Raw genomic sequence first — 25,341 nt, 5'->3', positions numbered from 1 at the left:
CATGTCTGCTAAAATACAAACAGAGGTAGTTGTGACGAAAAAAGATAGCTCATTAAAAGCTCTATTTGGAAAGATGGATGTTCGTGCATATACGATGATTGGAGCAGTTGTTCTTATTTGGTTATTTTTTGGGGTTTTAAATGAAACATTTTTCACAGCAAGAAATCTTTCTAATTTATTTACCCAAATGTCTGTAACAGCTATTTTAGCGATTGGGATGGTTCTCGTTATCGTAGCGGGACATATTGACTTATCTGTAGGGTCAATTGTTGGATTAACTGGTGGAATTGCAGCTATTTTAAGTAACTGGATGGGACTGCCGACAGGTGTTGTATTAATAGGTACACTTGTTGCAGGTGCTTTGCTTGGACTCCTTCAAGGATGGCTGGTTGCGTATCGTGCGATTCCAGCGTTTATCGTTACACTTGGTGGTATGATGGTCTTTAGAGGAATTTTATTAGGAGTTACCAATTCGACTACCATTTCAGTTTCTGATCCAATATTTGTTGCACTTGGAAACGCATACTTCTCTAGGGGATTTGGAATCATCCTAGCAACAATTGTTTTAGTATTCCTTGCGTTATCGATCTTTAAGAAAAGAAACTCACGGAGAAAATATGGATTTGAGGTAGCTCCTTTAGGATTAGATGTCACAAAATTAGTTATCCTAGGTGGCGCTACATATGCGTTTGTTTTAACAATGAACAGCTATAAAGGCATGCCGTTTCCAATTATCTTTGTTTTAATTTTAGCATTGATATTTTCTTACATTGCCAACAAAACAACTTTTGGTCGACATGTATATGCCATTGGTGGAAATGCAGATGCAGCCAAACTGTCAGGTATTAATATAAAAAATAAAACGATGATGTTATTTATGTTTACAGGATTATTATCAGCAATTGCGGCGATTGTATTAACAGCGCGATTAACTTCTGCAACTATTTCTGCTGGTGAAATGTACGAATTAGACGCAATTGCAGCTTGTGTAATTGGTGGAACTTCATTAATGGGTGGGGTTGGAACCATATTTGGTGCCATTATTGGAGCACTCGTTATGACTTCATTAGATAACGGTATGTCATTAATGGGAATGGAATCATTTTGGCAATATATAGTAAAAGGAAGCATTTTGATACTAGCAGTATGGATCGATATCTCGAGCAAAAATAAAAAAGGTAAAAAAGCATAAGCATTAAAGGGACAGTCCCCTACAAAGTGTAGACTAAAAAAAATATAGTCTCTACGCTCTATAGGGGACAGTCCCTTGTTACAAAGTGTAGACTAAATTAAAAAAGCTCTACGCTCTAAATGGGGACAGTCCCTTGCTGCAAAGTGTAGACTAAAATCTAAAGGTCTACGCTCTAAATGGGGACAGTCCCTTGTTACAAAGTGTAGACTGAAATATAAAGCTCGACGCACTATAGGGGACAGTCCCCTACAACAAAGTGTAGACTAAAATATAAAGCTCAACGCTCAATAGGGGACAGTCCCCTACAACAAAGTGTAGACTAAAATTAAAGCCCAACGCTCAATAGGGGGACAGTCCCTACAACAAAGTGTAGAGTAAAATAAAATAGCTCTACGCTCTATGGGGGACTGTCCCTTGTTTTTTAAGTTGTAAAAGGTGAGGTGCAGCAATACCAATTAAAATTATTAAAACACCTATTATCTGGGTAAATGAGACATGTTCATTAAGGATAATGACGGATGCAATAACGGCTGTAGGTAGTTCAGCTGCGCCAATAATTGTCGCGAGACCTGTACCAATTTTGGGTGCACCAATTGAAAAAAGTAAAACAGGTAAAAGGACCCCAAAGAAACCCAAAAGACTACCATATTTCCATAACCCATCACCTAAAGAACCATTTATAATGAAATCGGGTGAAAGAATAATTAATAAAAATAGTAAAGCTCCAGTAGACATAAAAAAACTTCTGGTTAGAGCTGGTAAATGAATGGCAACTCTTCCACTGACAAAAATAAAAAATGCAAATGAAACGGCTGATAGCAGTCCGTAAATGACGCCTATTGGAGATAAATCTAGTAAGCTATTAGTCAAGCCGCCACCTGCAAGGATTGTACCGATAAATAAAATGATCATTGCACAAATCTTTTCCTTACTAGGTGCTTTACGATTTGCTAGTGCTTCAATGATAATCCCGATCCATGTAAATTGAAATAATAGCACTACTGCAATGGATGCTGAAAGTGTTTCAAGAGACTTTCCATAAAACAGGCCTGTTAAGCTAGTCGTAATACCAGCAACTATTAAAGAAAGTACGTCTTTTCTAGTAAACGATTTTTTTAAGAAAAGGAAGGGTACTAACATCAATAAAAAACCAAATAAATATTGACTACCAATAACCTTTGAAACCGTAAATCCTTGTTTATAAGCTAGTTTAACGATAACGGAAAGAATTCCGTAGCTACAAGCTCCAAGTAGAACTAAGCTTGAGTATTTTAACATCATTAACACAAAAAATCTCTCCTTACTAAGCGGGCAATAAAACGAACTGACTCACTAACCATTGTTAATACGGGATAAATTTAAGACCAATTGTAGCGGAAATAATCATGGAAATAAACACTAACCGTTTCCAACCTGCTGATTCTCCTAAAAATATGATTCCAATTAAAGCACTGCCTACTGTACCAATTCCTGTCCAAACAGCATAGGCCGTCCCCATAGAAATAGTTTTCATTGCAAATGAGAGAAAGAAAAAGCTCATTGCAAATCCAGCTATCATATGAAGAACATGAATGACCGATTTTTTCTTATTAAATTTGGATATAGCTGCAACACCAGCAACTTCACAAAATCCAGCTAAAATGAGAACGACCCAATTCATCTTCTCACACCTCCCCTTTCGCTGCATCACGTTCAGGTGTTACTACTTTAAGACCGATTACTCCTGAAATGAGGACAGCACATAAACCAATTTTCACCCAACTAAAAGATGTACTGAAAAAGAGAATTTCCACGAGAACAGTTCCAACTGCACCTAATCCAGTAAATACTGCATAAACAGTACTAATTGGTAATGAATTTGTCGCGCTAATTAATAAATAAAAACTAATAATAATTGCAAAAATAGTTCCAATCCAGGCTAGTGGATCTTCAGCATGTTTTAAACCAGTAACCCAGCTTACTTCGAAAAAAGCCGCTACAAAAATAAGCAACCACTTCTTATTCATGTTGTTATTCCTCCTTAGAACGAATACCTTGCCAATAAACTTTCCAACAAGCATTTAGTCTGCGTTGAAAACGATCGTTTCCACTATATAGTAGCTCAACTAATACAGAATCACATAGCCCAATATATGCGATAACTGCTTCACTTACCGGTGTGATAATGGAGTCCTTATGATTAGTAAATATCTCGATTAAAATTTCTTCCAATTCATCATAATAGTTATAGAGACTATCGATTACTTGCTGATGGAGATGAGTTGGTGGAAGAAAGCCCATTCTTAGTAAAAACCTAGTTTCTGCTTGTGATTCATAACGCTTGCTATATTGTTGTAAAAATTGAAAAAGCTTCTTTTCTAAAGCGAGAGTGTTATTCTTTGAGAAAAAGCTCTTGATATAACTTGTCTCTTGAATTAGTACCTCCTCCATTATCTTTAGAAACAATTCATCCTTATTCGCAAAATGTGCGTATATCGATTGCTTTTTAATTCCAACATCACTTGCTATAACAGATAAAGACGTTCCATCATATCCACTACTTGCAAAATGATTCAATGCAGATTTTTTAATTTCGTTAGAAGACATCATCATCATCCCTTCCTGACGTTCGTCAGTTTCCTAGTATAATTGTCCGTAATAAAAGAGTCAATGGATAATCATAGATAATCAGAAATTAGATATTATTACCTATCGCTGCTATTTCCTGACATTGATTTTTTGGTGTTTGCCTTGTTATTCTATTAGATGGTAGGTTTATAACCAGTTCACACACATTAATCAGAAAATGATTTTAAAGAGGAGTAAGCATCATGAAAAAAAACATATATAGTTCGATTTTTTTAATCACTCTTTGCTTCTTCTTATTTCCAAATATGATAAGTGCAAGCAATGAAAACGTTGAATTACAGTTAAATAGTGAAGCCGCTATTTTAATAGATGCCCAATCAGGTCAAGTGATATACGAGAAAAACAGCAAAGTAAAGCTATCCCCAGCGAGCATTACGAAGATTGCAACAGCTATATATGCAATTGAAAATGGCAACTTAGATGATCTTGTTACTGTAAGTGAAAATGCAAGAAATGTAGATGGTACAGTGGTTTATTTAGAGGTAGGAGAGCAGGTACCCCTACTGAAGCTAGTCCAAGGTCTTCTTATCAATTCAGGTAATGACGCAGGGGTGGCAATCGCAGAACATTTAAGTGGATCAGTAGATGAATTTATTATCGACTTCAATCAATATTTACAAGAACAAATCGGTGTAGAGAATACGTATTTTACAAATCCACATGGACTTTATGATCCAGAGCATTTAACAACTGCCGAAGATATGGCTAAGATTACTCAATACGCAATAGATAATGAAATATTTCGTGACATCTTTAAAACTAAAGAGCTTCCATGGGATGGTGAAACCTGGGATACAACCCTTGTTAATCACCATGTTATGGTACGCGACGAATCTTATGAAGGAATAACAGGTGGTAAGAATGGCTTTGTTACTGAGTCTGGTTTTACACTTGTAACAACTGCAGAACGAGAAAATTTGAGCCTAATTGCTGTTACTTTAAAGTCTAAATCTGATGACCAAACCTATGCTGACACTTCAGCACTACTTGATTATGGGTTTCAACATTTCGAAACTGATAAAATCATAACGAATGAACAGTTTAAAGATAATCAGGGAAATATTTTTGTAACAAATCAAGATATTGCTTTTACAAAAAAAATAGGTGAGTCTGTTGAAACGGAAATTAGTCCCTCTGGAGAGCTAGTTATAGAAGGGGAGGACGGGAGAGCGTTGCAAAGACAAAACCTTGTAAAATTAAAAAGTAAAGAAAATGATGAACAAATGAAAAGTAAAGTGGTGGCTTCCCCCATAGCTGGAGATGAAATGAAAGCTGAAACCCATTTGCGATTCATCGTGCCACTTGCACTTGTGATCACTTTCTTTATTTCAGGGATATTTTTCATACATGTAAGAAGAATATAATTATGGTTTTTAAAGCACGAGATAATTACGAATCATTTTGCAAATTTTTGTTCACTCATATATAATTTAGTAAGATTTCTACCATTCTCTTAAGAAAGAAGTGTTATTTGATGAACTTAGGTTTCGGTGAAATTATGCTTATTGTATTTGTCGCTTTATTATTATTTGGTCCAAAGAAATTACCTGAGTTAGGTAAGGCTGCAGGAAAAACATTAAGAGAATTTAAAAGAGCAACTAAGGGACTTATGGACGATGATGAGGATTCATCCGTTAAAAAATAACTATAAAGGTTTTAGGATATAAGGATGAGAGGCAGGGCAATTTGTCAATGCCTCTTTTTTTATGGAGAAAAATGCGTAATAATGGTATTAGCGATTTTTTTGCTTTACCGTTTCAATGCCAGCGACAAATAACATATTATGTGAGTATAATACTTTTAAAGGGGGCGTTATTTATGAAGACACCTATTTACATGAATACTTGGGATTTAGAATCTCTATTTAAAGATGGTAGTCAATCTAATGAATTTAAACAGTACATAAAGGAAATTGAAAGCCTTGTTAATGAGTTAGACCAAACAATTTCAGGCTGGCCAAAGAGCTTTTCATCAACATCCATAAACATACTCTTAGTGACATTAGAAAAGATTTCATACATAAAAATGAAATTAGAACAAGCTAGTTCCTTTGTGGGCTGCCTGCAGGCTCAAAACACGGCAGATGCACATGCTAATCTTTTGCGTTCAAAGCTAACAACAATAAGTACAGCGCTTTCAAAAAGTATGCTGACGTTTGAACAATTACTTGGAGATATAGAACAAGATGCTTGGGATGTGCTACACAAAGACTCGCGGTTAATCGAGCTTACATATGTTTTGAATGAAATGCGAAATCAATCAAAAGAGAGACTTACGGTTGAAAAGGAGCAGTTAATTCAAGGGTTATCTGTTGACGGTTATTATGCTTGGGAGCAGCTATATGATCTATTTGTTGCAAAAATACAAATTCCCTTTAACGAGAATGGTGAAACGAAGACTTTGTCTGTTGGACAAGCTTCAAATAAATTTTCAGATAAAAACCCTATAAAACGTAGAGAACTATTTGAAGGATGGGAAACAGCCTGGGGAACACATGCAGATGTGTTTGCTGAGACACTAAATCGAATAGCCGGGTTCCGATTAACTGTTTATAAAGAACGTGGGTGGGATGATCCATTAAAAGAACCGCTTGCTATAAATCGAATGAAAAATGAAACCCTTGAAACGATGTGGCAAGTAATTTCTGAAAATAAACAGCCGCTTGTGGAATATATAAAGAGAAAAGCTGAGATAGTAGGGGTAGACAAACTAAATTGGTATGATATAGAAGCGCCAGTTGTTGAGTCAACAAATTCGAAAGTAACATATCAAGAAGGATCTCAGTTCATTTTAAATCAATTCCGCCAATTTGGACCTATGTTAACTGAATTTACAAAAAACGCTTTTGAAAAGCAATGGATAGAAGCAGAGGATCGTCCTGGTAAAGCACCTGGTGGATTTTGTACAGGTTTTCCTGAGAGCAATGAATCAAGAATCTTTATGACGTTTTCAGGTACACCATCAAATGTATCAACACTTGCTCATGAATTAGGTCATGCTTTTCACTCATATGCAATGAGTGATGTTCATCCATTAAATTGTGATTATGCGATGAATGTAGCAGAGACTGCTTCAACATTTGCTGAAATGATTGTCGCAGATGCAGCTGTGAATCAAGCAAACGATAAAACAGAAAGACTTGCCTTGCTTGAAGATAAATTACAACGAAGTGTAGCCCTCTTAATGAATATCCATGCTCGCTTTCTATTTGAAACTAGATTTTATGAAGAACGGAAGCAAGGCTACGTATCAAGTGAAAGATTATCGGAGTTGATGGTTGAAGCTCAGAAGGAGGCATATTGTGATTCACTTGAAGAATACCACCCACATTTTTGGGCGTCTAAGCTTCATTTCTTTATTACAGATGTACCATTTTATAATTTTCCATATACTTTCGGTTATTTATTTTCACTTGGAATTTATGCAAAAGCGCTTGAGGAAGGTGAAGTGTTTGAAAAGCAATATATTGCTTTACTGAAGGACACAGGTTCTATGTCTGTTGAAGAATTAGCAGCCAAGCATTTGTCAGTAGATTTAACAAAAAGAGATTTCTGGGAACAAGCAGTTAAGATGGCTGTAAGTGATGTAGAAGAGTTCATTCAGTTAACAAATAAATAATCTTTTCAAAAAAGGTTTTCACCTTAAAGGAAAAAGGGAAAAGATTATAAATTATAGAACAGGGGTGGTTAGCTTGAAGCTGGCAACTAAAATTATTATTGGTTTGATAGTAGGGGCAATTGTTGGATTAATTTTAAACATTGTTTCACCTGATTTATTTAAAATACTTAATACATTTTTATTTACACCTTTAGGTAAAATATTTTTAAATTTAATTAATATGCTTGTTGTACCAATTGTCTTTTTTTCAATTACACTTGGGGTTGCGGGCTTAGGTGATCCTAAAAAGCTTGGCAGGATTGGTTTTAAAACGATTACTTTCTTTTTAGTGACAACTGCTATTGCGATCGTTATTGGTCTACTACTTTCAAGTATTATTCAACCAGGTAATATTGGAACCTTTGATACAGCGGGGGCAGAATTTGAAGCTGGAGAGGCACCATCTACTGCTGAAACCTTGCTTAATATTATCCCAACAAATCCGATTAAAGCCTTTGCTGAAGGGAATATGCTCCAAATTATTGCATTTTCTATCTTTGTTGGATTTGGTATTACGATGCTTGGGAAAAAGGCAAGCACATTACTTACTGTAGTTGAGCAAGGAAATGACTTAATGATGTACTTAGTGAATTTAGTGATGAAGTTTGCTCCTTACGGTACATTTGGATTAATCGCTACCGCAGTAGGTAGTCAAGGATACTCAGCTATTAAAGCAATGGGATTATACATGATGGTTGTTGTTTTAGCGCTTGTTATTCATGCGGTCGTAACATACGGTTCAGCTGTTTTCTTCCTAGCTAAATACAATCCAATAACGTTTTTCAAAAAGTTTTCACCAGCAATGAGTGTTGCTTTTAGTACGTCAAGTAGTAATGCAACATTACCTGTTTCAATGGAAACAGCACAGAAAGAGTTAAAAGTACCTGAGTCAATTAGTAGCTTTGTTCAACCTTTAGGTGCAACGATTAATATGGACGGAACAGCGATTATGCAAGGTGTAGCAACGATTTTTATTGCTCAAGTTTATGGTGTGTCTTTAACTCCTATGGAACTTGTTACAGTTGTATTAACAGCTGTATTGGCAAGTATCGGAACTGCTGGAGTACCAGGAGTTGGCTTAATCTTACTTGCAATGGTTTTAAATTCTGTTGGCTTACCGGTTGCAGGTATTGGCTTAATTTTAGGAATTGACCGTTTATTAGATATGGCTCGTACAGCAATTAATATTACAGGTGATGCAGCTTGTGCATTATATGTATCTGAAACAGAGAAGAAGCATATGAATACGAAAGAAGCTAATCTATAATATTGACTAAAAAATGTTAGCCAGAATCGATCTGGTTAACATTTTTTATATTATGTACTCCATTCAATGGGAAATTCAAGCTTGTTTAATTTAGAACAAATAGCACTTTTGAAAAATAAAGAGCGGATAAGCAAACTATTTGTGTAAACGCTTAATCGGTTGTTTTTAGGTTTATTTGAGATTTTTAAGTTAAATTCGATCCTTTACTGTAAAACACTAGAGGAGTAATATACATTCATGAAATATTTAAGATCATACTATTAAGTAAGGGTTGAAAATTTAAAAAACAAGAATATACCATTCAAAATCGCTTAATCCTAATTATAGGAGCGGAGGACCCAATGATTGAGTCGATCTTCGACTAGGGGTGAATCAAACGAAATGATTCGTTTGTAGGGCTACTCTTTTGCCCGAATCCGACAGCTAACTTCGTAAGCGTTAGAGAGGGAATGAACGTGTGATAACGGTCACAGGGGTTCATTATGCCTCTGTGTCTTTTTTTTGAAAACAACTATTTTAAAATGAAAGTGAAAGAAGGAATTCTGTGTGAAAAAGCAGTTCGCTGTATTTGGTTTAGGTCGTTTTGGAGGTAGCTTGGTGAAAGAGTTTCATGAGCTTGGGATTGAAGTACTTGCCATCGATAAAAGTGAAGAAAAGATTCAGCAGTATACACAATATGCGACACATGCTGTTAAAGCTAATGCTATTGATGAAAATGCCTTAAAGCAGCTAGGAGTAAGAAATGTAGACCATGCTTTTGTATCATTTGGTGATGATATTGAAGCAAGTATCTTAACATCTTTATTACTCAAAGAATTAGGAATCCCTCAAGTATGGGTAAAGGCTCAAAATGATTATCACCAAAAGGTGTTAGATAAGATTGGAGTTAACCGTGTTATTCACCCTGAACGAGATATGGCAAAGAGAATTGCGCACCACATTATTTCTGAAAAAATGATTGATTACATTGAGCTTTCAAGAGAATATAGCATGGTTGAGGTTGTCGCAACAAAGAAATTATTTAACAAAACACTTTCAGATTTAGATATACGCTCAAAGTTTGGCTGTAATATTGTCGGCATTCAGCGTGGAGAAGAAATCTGTGTGTCTCCGAGTGCAGATGAAAAAATTGGCTTAGGAGATGTCTTGTTAATTATTGGGAAAAACAAAGAAATCATTCACTTTGAAGAAGATGGAATGTAAATGGTGAATATGAAAAAGGTCATTAAGCTTAATCCATCGCAACTTTTAGTGCTGGTGTTTGTTGTCTCGATCATAGTTGGAACAATTTTGCTGAAATTGCCTTTCTCTACACATCATTCAATTAAGTGGGTAGATGCTTTGTTTATTGCGACTTCGGCAATGACGGTTACTGGCCTTGCTACTGTAGATCCAGGTTCAACCTTCACTACTCTCGGTCAATTTATCATAGCGTTGCTAATCCAAATTGGTGGATTAGGGATTATGTCTTTTGCTGTTTTAATTTTTATTATGCTAGGGAAAAAAATCGGAATAAAGGAAAGATTATTAATGCAGCATGCTTTAAATCAAACATCTGTAGGCGGGGTAATAAAGCTCGTTAAATATTTATTTATCTTTTCTTTTACAATTGAGATGATGGCGATGGTTTTCCTTGCATTTCGGTGGATCCCACAATTTGGTTTTTCGAAAGGCTTATTTTATAGCTTCTTTCACTCAATATCTGCTTTTAACAACGCAGGATTTGCTTTATGGCCAGATAATCTCATGCAGTATGTAGGAGACCCGTTAATTAATATTGTCATTTCAACGCTTTTTATAATTGGGGGAATCGGCTTTACTGTCTTAGTAGATATTTGGCATAAACGATCTTTTAAAAAATTTTCACTGCACACAAAATTGATGCTGGTAGGAACATTAGTTATTAATGTAATTGCGATGCTTTTCATATTCTGTGTAGAGTATAGTAATCCCAATACACTAGGAGAACTTTCAATAGGTAAGAAACTTTGGGCTGCCTATTTTCAAGCTGTATCACCACGAACTGCGGGTTTTAATACAATTGATATCGGAAGTTTAGATGAAACAACGATATTTATTATAATTATTTTAATGTTTATTGGTGCAGGTAGTGGATCAACAGGTGGAGGAATAAAACTAACAACTGCTCTAGTGATTGGTTTAGCAACCATTTCATTTTTAAGAGGGAAAAGTGAGATTGTTATTTCAAGGAGGACGATTAATTCTGGTTATATTTTAAAAGCACTTTCCATTACCATGGTTAGTATTGTGTTTGTTATTATTGCGACTGTCATGATAAATTTAACTGAAAAGGCACCGTTTATTGATTTAATGTTTGAAGTTGTCTCAGCCTTTGGAACTGTTGGTCTTTCAACTGGAGTAACAGCAGAACTGACACCTATAGGAAAGCAAATTATTATTTTCATTATGTTTGTAGGAAAGCTCGGGCCTTTAACGTTAATGTTCTCTTTAGCAAAACCTTCAAAAGAGAAAATTCGCTATCCTCAAGAAGATATTTTGACTGGTTGATACCGGTAATAAATGGGGCATCCGATTAGATGCCCTTATATGTGTGATAAAAATAATGAACATAACAATCCAAGTGAAGAAATCAAGCCAACTATAGCTCCGCCCTCTTCAAATGCTTCTGGCATCATTGTTGAAGCTACCATTGCCATAATTCCTCCAGCTGCAAAAGCAGATATAAACGAGAGAATAGTTGTTGAAGCGTCCCGAAGAAGTGAATAACCGAGTAAAGAGCTTAATGAGGCAAGTATTACGACAACCATCCACATCAATAAAAGTGTTTTCTTACTATATCCATCCTTTTTTAGCCCGACTGTGCTAGATAACCCTTCTGGAAAGTTACTTATAAAAACGGCAATCACCATTAAATAACTTACAGTCCCTTGTTCAAGTAAACTAACTCCAATAATCACCGACTCTGGAACCGCATCTATAATAGTACCGATAAAAATAGAAAGACCAGAGTGATTATTATTTGTCTTATTTGCACGTTTCCTTTCATGTCCGCCTCTCTTTGTAATCAAAAGTTCAGAGAATGTGAAGATGCATGCCCCAGAAAGAAAACCAATTGCCGTAGCTAGTAGGCCACCTTCATTAACCGATTCGGTAAGTAGCTCAAACGAAGCCGCACCAATTAAAACACCAGTCCCAAAAGACATAATAAGTCCAGTTATCCTTTTGGGAAGATCTTTAAAAATTCCCAGTAGAGCTCCGATTAAAATGGAAGACCCCGCAAATGCTCCCCAAAGTGCAGCTTGAAGCAAAATTCTCATCTCCTGTCCTTTTTAGATTATTTTCCCCATTTTAATAAGAAAAAACGATTCGGCGGTAAATTTAATTAGAGGGAAATGTAAAAAAAAAAACGACTGACAAATGTCAGCCGCATAACAACAACTTTATTCAGTTAATTTTTTTTCAAGATCATCAAGCAGCTTATTTGCAGCAATTACGCCACCTGCAGTGTTCCAAATCGCGTCATCTACTTTATAAGCCTTTCCAGCCTTTACTACATCTAAGTTTTTCCAAAGTGGATCATTTGTCCATTCTTCTTCTGTTTTAGTAGCTTCAGTATCACCAGGTGGTGCATAAGTAAAGTAGAATAGAATATCAGCATCCATTTGTGGAATGACTTCTTTCCCCACTTCACGAACAAACAAGTCATCAGGATTATCAGCAAATAATTCCTGAACAGAACTAGAATGTTTTATTCCAAGCTTGTCAAAAATAACGCCAGAAAATGTATCAGTATAATAGACTCTTGTTAAACCTGCCATAAAGCGAACAACAGATACTTCCTGGTTTAATTTTTCACCAGCTGTTTCTTTCATCTCGGTAATACGAGCTTCGAAATCATCAATAACCTTTTGACCTTCTTCTTCATGATTTAATGCTTTTGCATATAATTTGAAGTTTTCTTGCCAGTCACCTCTTAATGTTTCTGAAAAAACAGTAGGGGCAATCGCGCTTAATTTGTCATAAATTTTTTCCTGACGCATTTTGTTACCGATAATAAGATCTGGTTTAAGAGCTGCGATCGCTTCTATATTTACTTCACTTTCAGTTCCAACAACTTCTACGTCTTTCATATCGCTTGTAATATGATCATACCATGGCTCACCTAACCATGATTGAACAGCCCCAACTGGTGTAACACCCATTGAAAGAAGTGCTTCTGTACCTTCATTTGTTAAGATAACTACTTTTTTTGGTGTTCCAGTAATTTCAGTATTTCCCATTGCGTGTTCTACTGTATATGTTTCTTCTGCTGGAGCATCGTTACTGCCTGCAGTACCTTCTGTTTCAGCATTTTCTTCTGTGTTATTCCCACAAGCTGCTAATAGTAACATCGTTAAGCTAAGTAAGAATAATGATAGCAATGATTTTTTGTATGTAGTTTCCATTGTAAACCTCCTAATTGTTTTGATAATCATTTTCATTTACTAAGAGAATGATAAAAGTTATCAACTAAAATGTCAACATTTAATTGAAAATGATTTTCAAATTCATTTATTTTTGTTAAAATAAAAGTAGATAAAGAAGGTATAGGGAGTACATTACATTATGTTATCTAAATCAACTAACTTAAAAATAACCGTCCTATTACTAGGGTTTGCAATACTTCTATTATTAATGTGTGGAAGTCTTATATTTGGTTATGCAAATACAAACTTAAAAATAGCGTATGATGCATTTACTAACTTTGACGGTTCTAATGAACATATTATTATTCATAATGTTAGGTTGCCGAGGGCTCTAATAGGAGCCGTCGTTGGTGCAAGTTTAGCTATTGCTGGTGCAATCATGCAAGCATTAACAAAAAATCCGTTAGCCTCACCAAGTGTATTTGGAATTAATGCAGGAGCAGGTTTCTTTATAGTAGTAGCTGTTTCCTTATTTTATGTGGATTCTTTGCAGGCTTATACTTGGATTGCATTTACTGGAGCGGCAATCACCGCGTTTGTCGTCTATTTCATCGGCTCATTTGGAAGAGAAGGATTAACTCCTATGAAGTTGACATTAGCAGGAGCTGCAATGGCAGCTTTATTTTCCTCTTTAACACAAGGGTTGCTTGTTGTGAATGAATCAGCTTTAGATCAAGTCCTTTTTTGGTTAGCTGGTTCAGTTCAAGGACGGAAAATGGAAAGTTTGCTTACAGTTTTACCTTATGTAGCACCTGCAATTATCTTAAGTATGATCTTGTCGCAGAAAATAAATGTGTTAACAATGGGAGAAGATGTGGCAAAAGGATTAGGTCAACGAACTGGGTTTGTTAAACTTACTGCTGCTTTTATCGTCATTGTGCTTGGTGGAGGCTCTGTTGCAGTAGCTGGTCCAATTGCATTTATTGGGATTGTTATACCGCATTTTGCAAGGTTTTTAGTAGGGAATGATTATCGTTGGGTTATTCCTTATTGTGCGGTGCTTGGTGGGGCTCTTTTAGTATTTGCTGATATATTAGCAAGATTTATCATCATGCCTGAAGAGGTGCCAGTAGGAGTAATGACAGCCTTAATTGGAACTCCCTTTTTTGTATATATTGCACGTAGGGGGTTCGGACAAAAATGAAAAAATACTTCAAACTGCGTATTGCCTCAGATAAATTTTCATTTTTAATAGATAAAAAGACAGTCATGACATCAGCAATATTAAGTACAATCGTTGTTGTAATATTTATCTTTAGTACTGGAATTGGTGAAGTCATTATCAGTCCATTGAATGTAATGAAAACATTATTTGGCTTTGGCACTGAAATGGAGAATTTATTTATTTTCTCATTTCGATTACCAAGGATCATTATTGCTTTGTTAGTTGGGATCTGTTTAGCGGTGGCAGGTTCGATCCTCCAAGGGCTGATTCGAAACCCGTTAGCATCGCCTGATATTATTGGTATTACAGGTGGAGGTTCGGTAGCTGTTGTCGTTTTCTTTATGCTGTTTAGTAATAAGAACAATGCCTTAACAGTGAGTATAGAATGGATCCCTGTCGCAGCATTTTTAGGTGCTACAATTTTAGGATTACTAGTTTATCTTCTTTCGTGGAAAAATGGCTCATCTTCTATAAGGCTTGTTTTAATAGGTATAGGTTTATCAATGCTTACTCAATCATTAACAACCTTATTTATGATTAAAGGACCGATTTACCAAGCTGCACAAGCGAATGTTTGGATAACTGGAACAGTATATGCAGCAAACTGGGAACAGGTACGAATTCTGCTGCCAGTTGTGCTTATATTATTGATTATCAGTATGATCTCAGTCAGAAATGTTAACATCCAAGAGCTCGGGGATGAACTTGCAACTGGTGTTGGAAGTGCAGTTCAAAAAAATAAGCTTTTCTTGTTAATTTTAAGTACAGCTCTAACAGGATGTGCTGTAGCATTCGCAGGTGCAATTGGTTTTGTTGGATTAATGGCTCCACATATTGCAAGAAGGTTAGTTGGATCTTCTTTCGGCTCTTTGCTACCTGTTTCAGCATTAATAGGAGCACTTCTAGTAATGGTAGCAGATTTAATTGGCAGAACATTGTTTTCTCCGTTAGAAGTTCCTGCCGGTGTTTTTACCGCAGCAATCGGGGCACCATATTTTATATATCTATTATTTAAAACGAGGAATTCCTAATTAAAAACTAATATTTTCTTACTATTGAAAAGGAGCGATTTAGTATGCATTCAATTGAAACAAATGCGCTCACACTTTCTTATGGAGATACAATTATTATTAATGAGTTAGATGTGAAAATTCCAAAAGGTGAAATTACCGTTTTTATAGGAAGTAATGGCTGTGGAAAATCAACATTGCTTCGCTCAATTGCAAGACTGCTAAAGCCAAAAGAAGGCTCTGTTTTACTTGAAGGAAATGCAATTGCTAAATTACCTACAAAAGAAGTGGCAAAACAGCTTGCGATTTTACCACAAGGTCCTGTTGCACCTGAAGGCTTGACGGTTCTTCAGCTTGTTAAGCAGGGGAGATATCCTTATCAAAGCTGGTTAAAACAATGGACAATAGAAGATGAGGCTGCTGTTACTAGTGCACTTGAAGCAACAGGTATGCAGGATTTTGCTGAAAGACCTGTTGACTCACTATCAGGTGGTCAAAGGCAACGTGCATGGATCGCCATGACTCTAGCACAAAAAACAGATATTATCTTGCTTGATGAACCAACAACATATCTTGATATGACACATCAAATTGAAATATTAGATCTTTTATTTGAATTAAATGAACGAGAAAATCGTACAATTGTTATGGTACTACATGATTTGAACTTAGCCTGTCGCTATGCTCATAATCTTGTAGCCCTTAAAGATCAAAAAATATTTGCTCAAGGCAAACCTGAGGAAGTAATAAATTGTAGCTTAGTCCAAAATGTTTTTCAAATGAATTGTGAAGTGACAGTTGATCCGTTATTTGGAACACCATTATGTATTCCACATGGAAGAGGCAGATGCATCGTTAAAGAAGTTGGCATTGTTAATGGCTAGACTTACTGAAATCGAAATCAATGCTCTAAAGAAGTATCGCTTAAAAACAGAAGCGGTTGCACCAAGCCTAACAATAAGTGGTATTGATATACTTCTTGAGGAACGACTTAATGAGATTTTTAATAAAGAACTTCATGGAAAACTAAATACGGATAAATATAATGTAATTGGCTCAATGCTTGTAAAAAGATATGCTTTTATAGCAGCATTAGTGTTGTATGCAATGAGTGCATTTGATAAAGGAATTGATAGCTCAATTCAAAATGTTTCTCTCCAAACAGATGAATCGGATCCGTTATGGTTGCCTAGCTTTTATTTTGATAACTTGGAGGTAACGACTCCAGGAATAGATAGAATTCAATGGAGAACTACTGTTGTGCAAACACTCTTTTTAGAAAATATCGCAAAAGTAATTACCTCTATTTCAAAGCAAGCTAAAGTTGCTAAAGCAATCCTATGGGAAAATATTGCGGTATATATTTTTTGGATGTATGAAACGTTATTACAAAATGATAGTTTTTCTCAAGAACAATTAGTAAAGATACAAGAGGATTTTTATTATGTTATACATGATGCACCACCACAGCTGTTTGGAACAAAAGCGCGAAACCCACTATCTCAATATGATCGTCCAAAACAAAATGACGTCCGACTGCGAAAAACTTGCTGTTTGTTTTATTTAACGTCAAAAAATGATGATCGTTGTACGACATGTCCAATTGAATGTATAAGACCATGAATCATTAAGGAGGACATTTAAATGGATAAAGAACTTACTAAACAGTTTGATGGTTTGTTGGAAAAATATACAGAACTACTAATCGGGGAAGTAACCGATGAATTGACAGAGAAGGTAAAAATGTGGGCATTATACATACATATAGCAAAGTCAATGCCACCTTTAGCGAAGCATTGGAATGTTACATATCCTGATGCTAAAAATGAAATGAAAACAATCATTAATGAAATTAAAGCTCTTAATGAAAAACATCGTGAAAAAACAAACCCAAAATAAACAACTCAGCTTCCTGTTTTGAAGCTGAGTTGTTTATTTTACTGAGACATACCACTACTATAAGGTGATTGCTGTCCGATATAGTTTGAAAATTGCTGATGTGATTGCTGAAGCTTCTGTGTGTCAGCAGCTTCAAGTGCGTACCAACCATTTCTAAACATGAGATTGTACAGGTCTCGTTGAGATTGCTGTGTTTCGTTGAAGATGGTTAATATATCTTGATAGAGTGCTTGGTGACTTGCCTCATTTAAAGCAGATGAATAGGAAGCAGTCATGTATTTTTCTGTAGACAAAAGATCATTAACAAAATCACGATCATTCATTTGTGGTCCTTTTTGTATTTGTGTTTCAGGGTTGGTTATTTTTTGTTGTTGATTTATATTCATGTCTATCACTCCTATTGAAGTTGTGATCCAGCTGAAGGTTGTTGTTGCTGATTTTGTAAGTGAGTTAATATTTTTTGATAATGCTGATGATGCATTTGACCAACTTGATCTAGTTGAGTTTTTATTCCTTGATTTTGACATTGAGACGCAAAAAAATGAGCCTTTTTCATCGCTAAAAGGTTCCAAGAAAGCATATCAGTTAAGTAAAGCTGATCTTTTGTTGTTACAATACTTGGTGGCTGCTGCATCATTGCTTGTTGCTGCATGTTTTGTTGTTGTTGCTGTTGCATAGTTTTGTAACCCTCCTCACATATTGTCATCATTATCGTTCCACGAAATAACGGATCTATACACCATCAGTTTTAACAGATTTTTTTCGAGGACATATAGATAATGTAGGAAGAATACAGTCTTTAGTAAGGAAGATTTTATGAATACGCTTTATAAAAAGTCTTTGGGTTAACCTCCAAAGACCTTCTAAATATCAGCTGGGCATGAAAACGCTATAGGAGGGGTTTATATGGAAAAACTACTTCGAAACTCTTTCATGTTTTTATCCAGAAATAAGATGATGACAAAATTAGCAAAAAAGTATGGTTTAAGGTTTGGTGCAGCAAGATTTGTTGCGGGAAATACTATTGAAATGGCAACAAAGGTGATTGAAGAATTAAATAAAAAAGGTCTTGATGTAACACTCGACTATCTAGGTGAGTTTATCCAAGATGAACAAGAAGCAAATGAAATGGCTAACAACACAATAAAAGCAATTGAAGCAATAGGTAAAGAACACCTACAATCACAGCTATCATTGAAATTAACATCCATGGGATTAGACATATCGGATGAAGTTGTATTACAAAATATGAGACGAATTCTATCTGTTGCTAAGCAATATAAAGTATTTGTCACGATTGATATGGAAGATTATTCAAGATGTGAAAGAACTCTTGAAGTTTATAAAGAGCTTAGAAAAGAATTTAATAATGTTGGTACGGTTCTTCAGGCATATCTATACCGTACAGTTATGGATATTGAGGAGTTAGCCGAGTATCGTGCTAATTTGAGACTTGTTAAGGGAGCGTATAAAGAATCTTCAAGGGTTGCATTTCCAGAAAAAAAAGCAGTTGATGAAAATTTTAAACAAATCATTAAGATGCATTTATTGAATGGAAATTTTACCGCCGTAGCAACGCACGATGACGCTATAATAGATTATACAAAAAAACTAGTGAAAGTGCACAAAATACCTAAATCACAATTTGAATTTCAAATGCTCTATGGCATTCGTCCTGAAAAGCAGCTAGAACTCGTAAAAGAAGGGTACCGGCTGCGTGTATATGTTCCATATGGAACTGATTGGTATGGGTATTTTATGAGGAGGCTTGCAGAGAGACCTGCAAACGTAGCTTTTGTGTTGAAAGGAATAATTAAAAAATAATATGTAAGGAGGGTCAGCCCCCCCAATAGTTTGTCTTTACTTAAAGCGGAGGGGTTAGACCTTTGAAAAATTTACAAGTTATCATTTCCCATATTATGTTGCTTATATTGCTGGTTTTGGCTTGTGCGTTTTCCGCCACCTGCTTTTTCATTTGTAGGACCAGCGTTGCCCTTTACACTTGCAGCACTAACACCAGCTTTTGAAGGATCCTTTTTTAAACGTGCCATGAACTATCACCTCCTAAGAAAATAGTTTTTCCAAAGTGGAATTTGATTATTTAGGAAAAAATATCATAAATGTATTGAAGAAATTTTCAAAATCTTTTATATTAAGAATAAAGGAACTAAGTTGCAAGGGTCATTTTTTTTGAGAAAAAAATGAATGAGTATTCATTCAAAAAAGGGGGAAGAAACATGAGCCAATTTATTAAGAAAGCTGCAGTATTAGGTTCAGGGGTAATGGGCTCAGGAATTGCAGCACATTTAGCGAATATCGGCATCCCTGTCTTACTATTGGATATTGTGCCACGTGAATTGAATGAGGATGAAATTAAGAAGGGGTTAACCTTAGAAGATAAGGCAGTACGAAATCGTATTGCAGCAACATCTATACAAAAGCTGCTAAAGCAAAAGCCAGCCCCATTAACTGTAAAGGGAAATATTGATCTTATAGAAGCAGGCAACCTTGAGGATGACCTACATCGCCTTTCTGAAGTTGATTGGGTAATAGAGGTAGTTGTTGAAAATTTAGCAGTAAAACAAAAGGTTTTTGCTGAAGTTGATAAACATAGAAAACAAGGTAGTATTATAAGTTCAAATACATCTGGAATATCTGTTGAAGCGATGGCTAAAGGTCGTTCTGAGGATTTTAGAAAGCATTTTCTTGGAACACATTTTTTCAACCCACCACGTTATTTAAAGCTTTTAGAGGTGGTACCAACAAAGGATACCGATGAAAAGGTTGTATCGTTTATGAAAACATTTGGAGAGGATGTATTAGGTAAAGGTGTTGTTGAAGCGAAGGATACACCTAACTTTATTGCTAATCGTATCGGTACGTATGGATTACTAGTAACTGTCCAACAAATGCTTAAAGGGGGATACAGTGTTGGTGAAGTTGATTCTGTAACAGGACCTCTTATTGGCAGACCGAAAAGTGCAACCTTTCGTACACTTGATGTCGTTGGTTTAGACACGTTTGCGCATGTGGCTAAAAACGTCTATGACCATGTAGATGGCAAGGAAAAAGAGGTATTTGCGGTTCCTACATTCATGCAAAAAATGCTTGATAATGGTTGGCTAGGAAGTAAAAGTGGTCAGGGCTTTTATAAAAAACAAGGAAAAACAATTCTTGAATTAAACCCTGAAACGTTTGAATATGTTGAGAAAAAGAAAATAACGTGTCCATCGATTGAGCTTGCTAAACAGGCTAAGGGATTAAATGATAAATTGAAAGCGCTTATATATTCTAACGATCGGGCAGGGCTTCTTTTACAAAATATCACCATTCCAACGCTTATCTATTCTGCAGAGCTGCTAGGAGATATTGCCGATGATATTGTTGCGATTGACCGTGCTATGAAATGGGGATTTGGTTGGGAAGTGGGTCCGTTTGAGCTTTGGGACGCAATTGGTGTTAAGCAATCCATTGAAATAATGGAAGCAAAAGGCTTTTCTGTTCCAGCTTGGGTAAAAGAGATGGTTGAGAAAGGTAATGAGACATTCTATCGAAAGGAAAATGGTGTTCTATTCTTCTATCTAAATGGAGAATACCGCCAAGTTTTAAAAAATGCAAAAGTAATTGATTTAAAAACACATAAAGAAGTAAATGGAGTCATTAAGAAAAACAGTGGTGCAAGCTTGATTGATCTAGGGGATGATGTGGCATTACTTGAATTCCACTCAAAAAGTAATGCAATAGGTCTAGATATCATCCAAATGATTAATTTTGCAATCGATGAAGTAGAAAAAAATTATAAAGGACTTGTCATTGGCAACCAAGGCAAAAACTTCTGTGTGGGAGCAAATCTTGGCATGATATTAATGGAAGCTCAAGACGATAATTTCTTTGAAATAGATATGGTTATCCGCAAGTTCCAACAAGCGATGATGAGGATTAAATACAGTAAAAAGCCAGTAGTAGCTGCACCATTTGGAATGGCACTAGGTGGCGGTGCAGAAATTTGTTTACCTGCAAGCAGTATTCAAGCATCCTCGGAAACATATATGGGGTTAGTTGAAGTTGGTGTAGGCTTAATCCCAGGTGGTGGTGGAAATAAAGAACTCTATATTAAGCAATTAAACAATATGCCTAAAGGTGTAGATTTTGATATACAAGCAGTTGCAAATAAAGTGTTTGAAACAGTTGCAATGGCAAAGGTTTCAACGTCAGCTGCAGAAGCAAGGGAAAATCAATTTTTAAATGGTAATGACAAGATTAGTGTGAATAATGATCATCTATTATATGATGCGAAACAGCGTGTCATTGAACTGCATGACAATGGCTACCAACCACCTACTAGAAAGAAAGTACCAGTTGTTGGTGAAACTGGCTATGCAACATTACTACTTGGTGCACAATCTATGTACCTTTCAGGCTTCATCTCTGATCACGATTTAAAAATTGCCAAAAAACTTGCTTTTGTTATTGCTGGTGGTAGAGTTCCATTCGGTACTGAAGTAGATGAACAGTATCTGCTCGATTTGGAAAAAGAGGCATTTTTAAGTTTAGTAGCCGAGGGCAAATCTCAACAACGTATGCAGCATATGCTCGTAAAAGGGAAGCCCCTTAGGAATTAAGAGAAATATAACGACTAGACGACAAAGGGAGGTTTTAAGAAATGCGTGAAGCAGTCATTGTAGCAGGTGCTAGAACACCAGTGGGGAGAGCGAAAAAAGGAACATTAGCTAATATGCGCCCTGATGATCTTGGTGCGTTAGTTGTAAAGGAAACGTTAAAACGGGCAGGGGATTACCAGGGGAATATCGATGATTTAATTATTGGCTGTGCTATGCCTGAAGCAGAGCAGGGTCTTAATATGGCTAGGAATATTGGGGCATTGGCTGGTCTTCCATATACAGTACCGGCAGTAACGATTAACCGCTACTGTTCATCTGGCCTACAAAGTATCGCATATGGAGCAGAAAAAATAATGCTGGGCCATTCCGACACAGCTATAGCGGGTGGTGCGGAATCAATGAGTCTTGTTCCAATGATGGGGCATGTTGTCAGGCCTAATGCTAGATTAGCTGAGGATGCACCAGAATACTATATGGGAATGGGGCATACTGCTGAGCAAGTTGCCCAAAAATTTGGTATTTCCAGAGAAGATCAAGATGCCTTTGCAGTAAGAAGCCATCAAAAAGCTGCAATGGCAATTAATGAAGGAAAATTTGCTGAAGAAATTGTGACGGTTGATGTTCCGATTAGAACAGTTGACTCTAATCATAAGTTTAGGGAGCAGGTTGTACAGTTCAGACAAGATGAGGGAGTACGCTTCAATACGACAGCTGAGGTTTTAGCAACGCTGCGACCAGCTTTCTCTACAAAGGGTTCTGTTACAGCCGGTAACTCTTCACAAACAAGTGATGGTGCAGCAGCGGTTATGTTAATGGATCGAGAAAAAGCGGGCTCACTAGGGTATACCCCAATGGCAAAGTTTCGTTCATTTGCAGTCGCAGGAGTGCCACCTGAAGTGATGGGAATTGGTCCAGTTGCTGCAATACCATTAGCATTAAAATATGCAGGATTAGAGCTTTCAGATATAGGATTATTTGAGTTAAATGAAGCCTTCGCTTCACAATCCATACAAGTTATTCGTGAACTTGGCTTGGATGAAGATAAAGTTAACGTCAATGGGGGAGCAATTGCGCTAGGACATCCACTTGGCTGTACAGGTACTAAACTAACTCTTTCACTCATTCATGAAATGAAACGTCGCAATGAACAATTCGGTGTTGTCACAATGTGTATAGGTGGAGGTATGGGAGCAGCAGGTGTATTTGAGTTAATTTAATAGGTTTATAGGGGACGAAATTTAGTATTCTTTTACAATACTTAGACAATGGGGGAATTTTTTATGTCAAAAGCGACTAACTCGAGTCTTAAAGGTGGTAGCTTTTTAATTGAAGATGTTTCTTATGATCGAATTTTTACACCTGAGGATTTTACAGATGAGCATAAAATGATTGCAAAGACGACGGAAGATTTTGTTATTAATGAAGTATTGCCACATCTTGAAGATATCGAAAATCATCAGTTCGAAAAGTCAGTAAAGCTTCTAAAACAAGCTGGTGAACTTGGACTATTAGGTGCAGATGTTCCGGAAGAATATGGTGGTTTAGGACTTGATAAGATTAGTTCTGCATTAATAACCGAAAAGATCTCAAGAGGTGGTAGCTTTTCATTATCCTTTGGTGCACATGTAGGAATTGGGTCACTGCCAATCGTTTTGTTCGGGAATGAAGAACAAAAGCAAAAATATTTACCAGATCTAGCTTCTGGTGAAAAACTAGCGGCATATGCACTTACTGAACCAAACTCAGGATCAGATGCACTTGGTGCAAGAACAACTGCAAAGTTAAATGCAGAAGGTACACATTATGTCTTAAATGGAGAAAAGCAGTGGATTACCAACTCAGGTTTTGCTGACGTCTTTGTTGTCTATGCAAAAATCGATGGTGAGCACTTCTCAGCATTTATAGTTGAAAAGGAATATCCAGGTGTATCAACTGGTCCTGAAGAAAAGAAGATGGGGATAAAGGGATCTTCGACAAGAACATTAATTTTAGAGGATGCGATGGTACCAAAAGAAAACTTATTAGGTGAGCTTGGTAAAGGGCATGTGATTGCTTTTAATATATTAAACATTGGTCGATATAAATTAGCTGTAGGAACAATTGGTGGTGCAAAGCGGGTAATAGACGTATCTGTTCAATATGCAAACCAGAGACAACAGTTTAAAACACCAATCTCTCGTTTCTCACTTATCGGGGAAAAGCTTGCTAATATGGCAGCTAAAACCTATGCAATGGAAAGCTCAGTATATCGAACTGTTGGATTATTCGAGGATCGTATGAGCCGTTTAACCGATGAGCAGATAAAAGACGGTAAAGAGGTAGCTGCATCAATTGCAGAATATGCAATTGAATGCTCATTAAATAAAGTATTTGGCTCAGAAACACTCGATTATGTAGTGGATGAAGGGGTTCAAATTCATGGTGGATATGGATTTATGGCAGAATACGAGGTTGAGCGAGTGTACCGGGATTCGCGTATAAATCGAATTTTTGAAGGAACGAACGAGATTAATCGTCTATTAGTGCCTGGAACTTACTTACGAAAAGCAATGAAAGGTGAGCTTCCTCTATTCCAAAAAGCTCAAAGCTTACAAGAAGAGCTCATGATGCTGATGCCTGAGGAGGTTGGTGAGGGCACACTTGAACAAGAAAAATACCTGTTGAAAAATGCTAAGAAAATCGGTGTGCTTATTGCTGGATTAGCGGCACAAAAGTATGGAAAGGGCCTACAAAAAGAGCAAGAGATCCTTGTCAATATTGCTGATATTGTAAGCAATGTCTATGCAATGGAATCGGCAATTTTACGAACAGAAAAAGCCATTGCGAAAACAGGAGAAGAGAAAAATAAACAAAAGCTTCTCTATACTCAAGTTTACTGTCAGGAAGCTTTTAATGAAATCGAAGCACATGCAAAAGAATCATTGATTGCAGCTGAATCAGGGGATTCATTAAGAATGATGATTTCGGCATTACGAAAGTTTACACGCCATACTCCAATTAATGTGATTGGAAAGAAAAGAGAAATCGCAGCAGCAATAATTGATAAAAATGCGTATTTAGCATAAAACGTTGAGGTAAAGAAGGCAATTTTTACTTTGGATTGTCTTCTTTTTTATTGGCTCTTTTCGAAGAGATTGTAGCTTATAAAATAAAAAACTATTTTAGATTGATTGGAACGGATTGCGAGACTCCTGAGGGAGCAGCGGGACAGGGTGAGACTCATGCAGGCGTTTACGCCGAGGAGGCTCACCGCACGCCCCGCGGAAAGCGAGCATCCTCTTGCTGCAATCAACCACAAACATTAATTGGTAATTAGCAACAAATTTTGCGAAAACGAAAACAGCCTTTTTATTTTAAGGTTTTTTTCTAAAGCTCATGAGATTTTACAAAATTACAGAGTCTAAGTTATTTATAAAAGCTATGAAATTAGAATATTTCTAATTAGGATTGTAT

The 25,341-nt window shown here is 36.3% G+C and carries 25 protein-coding genes and 1 riboswitch; of the genes, 16 read left to right on the top strand and 9 right to left on the bottom strand.

All coding sequences use genetic code 11. The annotated features are described in order from the left end of the window. The first annotated feature begins 1 nt into the window (after position 1). Positions 2–1,192, top strand: a complete 1,191-nt coding sequence (locus tag I7822_RS04340; RefSeq protein ID WP_207975532.1) for a sugar ABC transporter permease — start codon at positions 2–4, stop codon at positions 1,190–1,192. Positions 1,193–1,582: 390 nt separating this feature from the next. Here I7822_RS04340 and I7822_RS04335 read toward each other — a convergent pair whose 3' ends face one another. From I7822_RS04335 to I7822_RS04320, 4 genes are all read right to left on the bottom strand, one after another. Next, positions 1,583–2,473, bottom strand: coding sequence for an EamA family transporter (locus I7822_RS04335; protein WP_207975636.1), 891 nt, complete (start codon positions 2,471–2,473; stop codon positions 1,583–1,585). Positions 2,474–2,534: 61 nt separating this feature from the next. After that, the gene (locus I7822_RS04330; protein WP_207975531.1) at positions 2,535–2,852 is read right to left on the bottom strand and encodes a DMT family transporter; all 318 of its coding nucleotides are present in this window, start codon (positions 2,850–2,852) and stop codon (positions 2,535–2,537) included. A 4-nt stretch (positions 2,853–2,856) separates the two neighbouring features. Next, on the bottom strand, positions 2,857–3,198 hold the full coding sequence (locus tag I7822_RS04325; protein WP_207975530.1) for a DMT family transporter: 342 nt from the start codon (positions 3,196–3,198) through the stop codon (positions 2,857–2,859). 4 nt (positions 3,199–3,202) lie between these two features. Beyond that, positions 3,203–3,781 (bottom strand): TetR/AcrR family transcriptional regulator, encoded by a 579-nt coding sequence (locus tag I7822_RS04320; protein WP_207975529.1) that lies wholly within the window; start codon positions 3,779–3,781, stop codon positions 3,203–3,205. 221 nt (positions 3,782–4,002) lie between these two features. On the opposite strand from I7822_RS04320, the gene I7822_RS04315 reads away from it, so the two are divergent. The 6 genes from I7822_RS04315 (at position 4,003) to I7822_RS04290 (ending at position 11,273) form a co-directional block, all read left to right on the top strand. Further along, positions 4,003–5,184: a D-alanyl-D-alanine carboxypeptidase family protein gene (locus I7822_RS04315; RefSeq protein ID WP_207975528.1), complete on the top strand. Its 1,182-nt coding sequence runs from the start codon at positions 4,003–4,005 to the stop codon at positions 5,182–5,184. A 110-nt stretch (positions 5,185–5,294) separates the two neighbouring features. Continuing rightward, entirely contained in the window at positions 5,295–5,465 is a 171-nt protein-coding gene (locus tag I7822_RS04310; RefSeq protein ID WP_066329867.1) for a twin-arginine translocase TatA/TatE family subunit, read from the top strand. Positions 5,466–5,638: 173 nt separating this feature from the next. Further along, positions 5,639–7,438 (top strand): M3 family oligoendopeptidase, encoded by a 1,800-nt coding sequence (locus I7822_RS04305; RefSeq protein ID WP_207975527.1) that lies wholly within the window; start codon positions 5,639–5,641, stop codon positions 7,436–7,438. A 73-nt stretch (positions 7,439–7,511) separates the two neighbouring features. After that, entirely contained in the window at positions 7,512–8,744 is a 1,233-nt protein-coding gene (locus I7822_RS04300) for a dicarboxylate/amino acid:cation symporter (RefSeq protein WP_207975526.1), read from the top strand. A gap of 298 nt (positions 8,745–9,042) precedes the next feature. Next, positions 9,043–9,197: riboswitch (cyclic di-AMP (ydaO/yuaA leader) on the top strand. 93 nt (positions 9,198–9,290) lie between these two features. Then, the gene (locus tag I7822_RS04295) at positions 9,291–9,947 is read left to right on the top strand and encodes a potassium channel family protein (RefSeq protein ID WP_207975525.1); all 657 of its coding nucleotides are present in this window, start codon (positions 9,291–9,293) and stop codon (positions 9,945–9,947) included. Continuing rightward, on the top strand, positions 9,948–11,273 hold the full coding sequence (locus I7822_RS04290) for a TrkH family potassium uptake protein (protein ID WP_207975524.1): 1,326 nt from the start codon (positions 9,948–9,950) through the stop codon (positions 11,271–11,273). 35 nt (positions 11,274–11,308) lie between these two features. Here the strand turns inward: I7822_RS04290 and I7822_RS04285 are convergent, their stop codons facing one another. Beyond that, positions 11,309–12,034 (bottom strand): ZIP family metal transporter, encoded by a 726-nt coding sequence (locus I7822_RS04285; protein ID WP_207975523.1) that lies wholly within the window; start codon positions 12,032–12,034, stop codon positions 11,309–11,311. Between the two features lie 132 nt (positions 12,035–12,166). After that, a complete protein-coding gene (locus I7822_RS04280) occupies positions 12,167–13,171 on the bottom strand; it encodes an ABC transporter substrate-binding protein (RefSeq protein WP_207975522.1) in 1,005 nt (334 codons plus the stop codon). 160 nt (positions 13,172–13,331) lie between these two features. Between I7822_RS04280 and I7822_RS04275 the strand changes: the two genes are divergently transcribed. The 5 genes from I7822_RS04275 to I7822_RS04255 are packed head-to-tail and all read left to right on the top strand — an operon-like array spanning position 13,332 to position 17,266. Continuing rightward, entirely contained in the window at positions 13,332–14,336 is a 1,005-nt protein-coding gene (locus I7822_RS04275) for a FecCD family ABC transporter permease (RefSeq protein ID WP_207975521.1), read from the top strand. Then, a complete protein-coding gene (locus tag I7822_RS04270) occupies positions 14,333–15,388 on the top strand; it encodes a FecCD family ABC transporter permease (protein ID WP_207975520.1) in 1,056 nt (351 codons plus the stop codon). Before I7822_RS04275 ends, I7822_RS04270 begins: the two co-directional genes overlap by 4 nt. 44 nt (positions 15,389–15,432) lie before the next feature. Further along, positions 15,433–16,251 carry an ABC transporter ATP-binding protein gene (locus I7822_RS04265; protein WP_207975519.1) on the top strand — a complete coding sequence of 273 codons (819 nt, stop codon included), beginning with the start codon at positions 15,433–15,435 and terminating at the stop codon, positions 16,249–16,251. Beyond that, the gene (locus tag I7822_RS04260; protein WP_207975518.1) at positions 16,244–16,990 is read left to right on the top strand and encodes an IucA/IucC family C-terminal-domain containing protein; all 747 of its coding nucleotides are present in this window, start codon (positions 16,244–16,246) and stop codon (positions 16,988–16,990) included. The genes I7822_RS04265 and I7822_RS04260 overlap by 8 nt, the downstream gene beginning before the upstream one ends. Positions 16,991–17,011: 21 nt before the next feature. After that, entirely contained in the window at positions 17,012–17,266 is a 255-nt protein-coding gene (locus I7822_RS04255) for a YusU family protein (RefSeq protein ID WP_207975517.1), read from the top strand. 38 nt (positions 17,267–17,304) lie between these two features. Here the strand turns inward: I7822_RS04255 and I7822_RS04250 are convergent, their stop codons facing one another. Together I7822_RS04250 and I7822_RS04245 are read right to left on the bottom strand one after the other, a co-directional pair. Then, positions 17,305–17,652, bottom strand: coding sequence for a spore coat protein (locus tag I7822_RS04250; RefSeq protein ID WP_207975516.1), 348 nt, complete (start codon positions 17,650–17,652; stop codon positions 17,305–17,307). Positions 17,653–17,663: 11 nt separating this feature from the next. Beyond that, positions 17,664–17,942, bottom strand: coding sequence for a hypothetical protein (locus I7822_RS04245; protein ID WP_207975515.1), 279 nt, complete (start codon positions 17,940–17,942; stop codon positions 17,664–17,666). A 230-nt stretch (positions 17,943–18,172) separates the two neighbouring features. Between I7822_RS04245 and I7822_RS04240 the strand changes: the two genes are divergently transcribed. Further along, positions 18,173–19,090 carry a proline dehydrogenase family protein gene (locus I7822_RS04240; RefSeq protein ID WP_207975514.1) on the top strand — a complete coding sequence of 306 codons (918 nt, stop codon included), beginning with the start codon at positions 18,173–18,175 and terminating at the stop codon, positions 19,088–19,090. Positions 19,091–19,161: 71 nt separating this feature from the next. Here I7822_RS04240 and I7822_RS04235 read toward each other — a convergent pair whose 3' ends face one another. Further along, positions 19,162–19,317, bottom strand: a complete 156-nt coding sequence (locus I7822_RS04235; RefSeq protein ID WP_207975513.1) for a YuzL family protein — start codon at positions 19,315–19,317, stop codon at positions 19,162–19,164. Positions 19,318–19,503: 186 nt separating this feature from the next. Here I7822_RS04235 and I7822_RS04230 point away from each other — a divergent pair, with 186 nt between their 5' ends. The 3 genes from I7822_RS04230 (at position 19,504) to I7822_RS04220 (ending at position 24,953) form a co-directional block, all read left to right on the top strand. Further along, on the top strand, positions 19,504–21,888 hold the full coding sequence (locus I7822_RS04230; RefSeq protein ID WP_207975512.1) for a 3-hydroxyacyl-CoA dehydrogenase/enoyl-CoA hydratase family protein: 2,385 nt from the start codon (positions 19,504–19,506) through the stop codon (positions 21,886–21,888). Between the two features lie 41 nt (positions 21,889–21,929). Beyond that, entirely contained in the window at positions 21,930–23,105 is a 1,176-nt protein-coding gene (locus I7822_RS04225; RefSeq protein ID WP_207975511.1) for an acetyl-CoA C-acetyltransferase, read from the top strand. Between the two features lie 63 nt (positions 23,106–23,168). Then, positions 23,169–24,953 carry an acyl-CoA dehydrogenase FadE gene (locus I7822_RS04220; RefSeq protein ID WP_207975510.1) on the top strand — a complete coding sequence of 595 codons (1,785 nt, stop codon included), beginning with the start codon at positions 23,169–23,171 and terminating at the stop codon, positions 24,951–24,953. The last annotated feature ends 388 nt before the right edge of the window (positions 24,954–25,341 follow it).

Origin of the sequence: Metabacillus bambusae, from assembly GCF_017497975.1 — a bacterium.
In the GTDB taxonomy this organism is placed as follows: Bacteria; Bacillota; Bacilli; order Bacillales; family Bacillaceae; genus Metabacillus; species Metabacillus bambusae.
The sequence above is the reverse complement of the archived record's forward strand: the minus strand, read 5'-3'. Positions and strand labels throughout refer to the sequence as shown.

What these genes read in the sequence shown, in the direction of transcription:
- I7822_RS04340 (WP_207975532.1), top strand. Translation starts at nt 2, where the DNA reads ATGTCTGCTAAAATACAAACAGAGGTAGTTGTGACGAAAAAAGATAGC.
- I7822_RS04335 (WP_207975636.1), bottom strand. Translation starts at nt 2,473, where the DNA reads ATGATGTTAAAATACTCAAGCTTAGTTCTACTTGGAGCTTGTAGCTAC.
- I7822_RS04330 (WP_207975531.1), bottom strand. Translation starts at nt 2,852, where the DNA reads ATGAATTGGGTCGTTCTCATTTTAGCTGGATTTTGTGAAGTTGCTGGT.
- I7822_RS04325 (WP_207975530.1), bottom strand. Translation starts at nt 3,198, where the DNA reads ATGAATAAGAAGTGGTTGCTTATTTTTGTAGCGGCTTTTTTCGAAGTA.
- I7822_RS04320 (WP_207975529.1), bottom strand. Translation starts at nt 3,781, where the DNA reads ATGATGTCTTCTAACGAAATTAAAAAATCTGCATTGAATCATTTTGCA.
- I7822_RS04315 (WP_207975528.1), top strand. Translation starts at nt 4,003, where the DNA reads ATGAAAAAAAACATATATAGTTCGATTTTTTTAATCACTCTTTGCTTC.
- I7822_RS04310 (WP_066329867.1), top strand. Translation starts at nt 5,295, where the DNA reads ATGAACTTAGGTTTCGGTGAAATTATGCTTATTGTATTTGTCGCTTTA.
- I7822_RS04305 (WP_207975527.1), top strand. Translation starts at nt 5,639, where the DNA reads ATGAAGACACCTATTTACATGAATACTTGGGATTTAGAATCTCTATTT.
- I7822_RS04290 (WP_207975524.1), top strand. Translation starts at nt 9,948, where the DNA reads ATGGTGAATATGAAAAAGGTCATTAAGCTTAATCCATCGCAACTTTTA.
- I7822_RS04280 (WP_207975522.1), bottom strand. Translation starts at nt 13,171, where the DNA reads ATGGAAACTACATACAAAAAATCATTGCTATCATTATTCTTACTTAGC.
- I7822_RS04275 (WP_207975521.1), top strand. Translation starts at nt 13,332, where the DNA reads ATGTTATCTAAATCAACTAACTTAAAAATAACCGTCCTATTACTAGGG.
- I7822_RS04270 (WP_207975520.1), top strand. Translation starts at nt 14,333, where the DNA reads ATGAAAAAATACTTCAAACTGCGTATTGCCTCAGATAAATTTTCATTT.
- I7822_RS04265 (WP_207975519.1), top strand. Translation starts at nt 15,433, where the DNA reads ATGCATTCAATTGAAACAAATGCGCTCACACTTTCTTATGGAGATACA.
- I7822_RS04260 (WP_207975518.1), top strand. Translation starts at nt 16,244, where the DNA reads ATGGCTAGACTTACTGAAATCGAAATCAATGCTCTAAAGAAGTATCGC.
- I7822_RS04255 (WP_207975517.1), top strand. Translation starts at nt 17,012, where the DNA reads ATGGATAAAGAACTTACTAAACAGTTTGATGGTTTGTTGGAAAAATAT.
- I7822_RS04250 (WP_207975516.1), bottom strand. Translation starts at nt 17,652, where the DNA reads ATGAATATAAATCAACAACAAAAAATAACCAACCCTGAAACACAAATA.
- I7822_RS04245 (WP_207975515.1), bottom strand. Translation starts at nt 17,942, where the DNA reads ATGCAACAGCAACAACAACAAAACATGCAGCAACAAGCAATGATGCAG.
- I7822_RS04240 (WP_207975514.1), top strand. Translation starts at nt 18,173, where the DNA reads ATGGAAAAACTACTTCGAAACTCTTTCATGTTTTTATCCAGAAATAAG.
- I7822_RS04235 (WP_207975513.1), bottom strand. Translation starts at nt 19,317, where the DNA reads ATGGCACGTTTAAAAAAGGATCCTTCAAAAGCTGGTGTTAGTGCTGCA.
- I7822_RS04230 (WP_207975512.1), top strand. Translation starts at nt 19,504, where the DNA reads ATGAGCCAATTTATTAAGAAAGCTGCAGTATTAGGTTCAGGGGTAATG.
- I7822_RS04225 (WP_207975511.1), top strand. Translation starts at nt 21,930, where the DNA reads ATGCGTGAAGCAGTCATTGTAGCAGGTGCTAGAACACCAGTGGGGAGA.
- I7822_RS04220 (WP_207975510.1), top strand. Translation starts at nt 23,169, where the DNA reads ATGTCAAAAGCGACTAACTCGAGTCTTAAAGGTGGTAGCTTTTTAATT.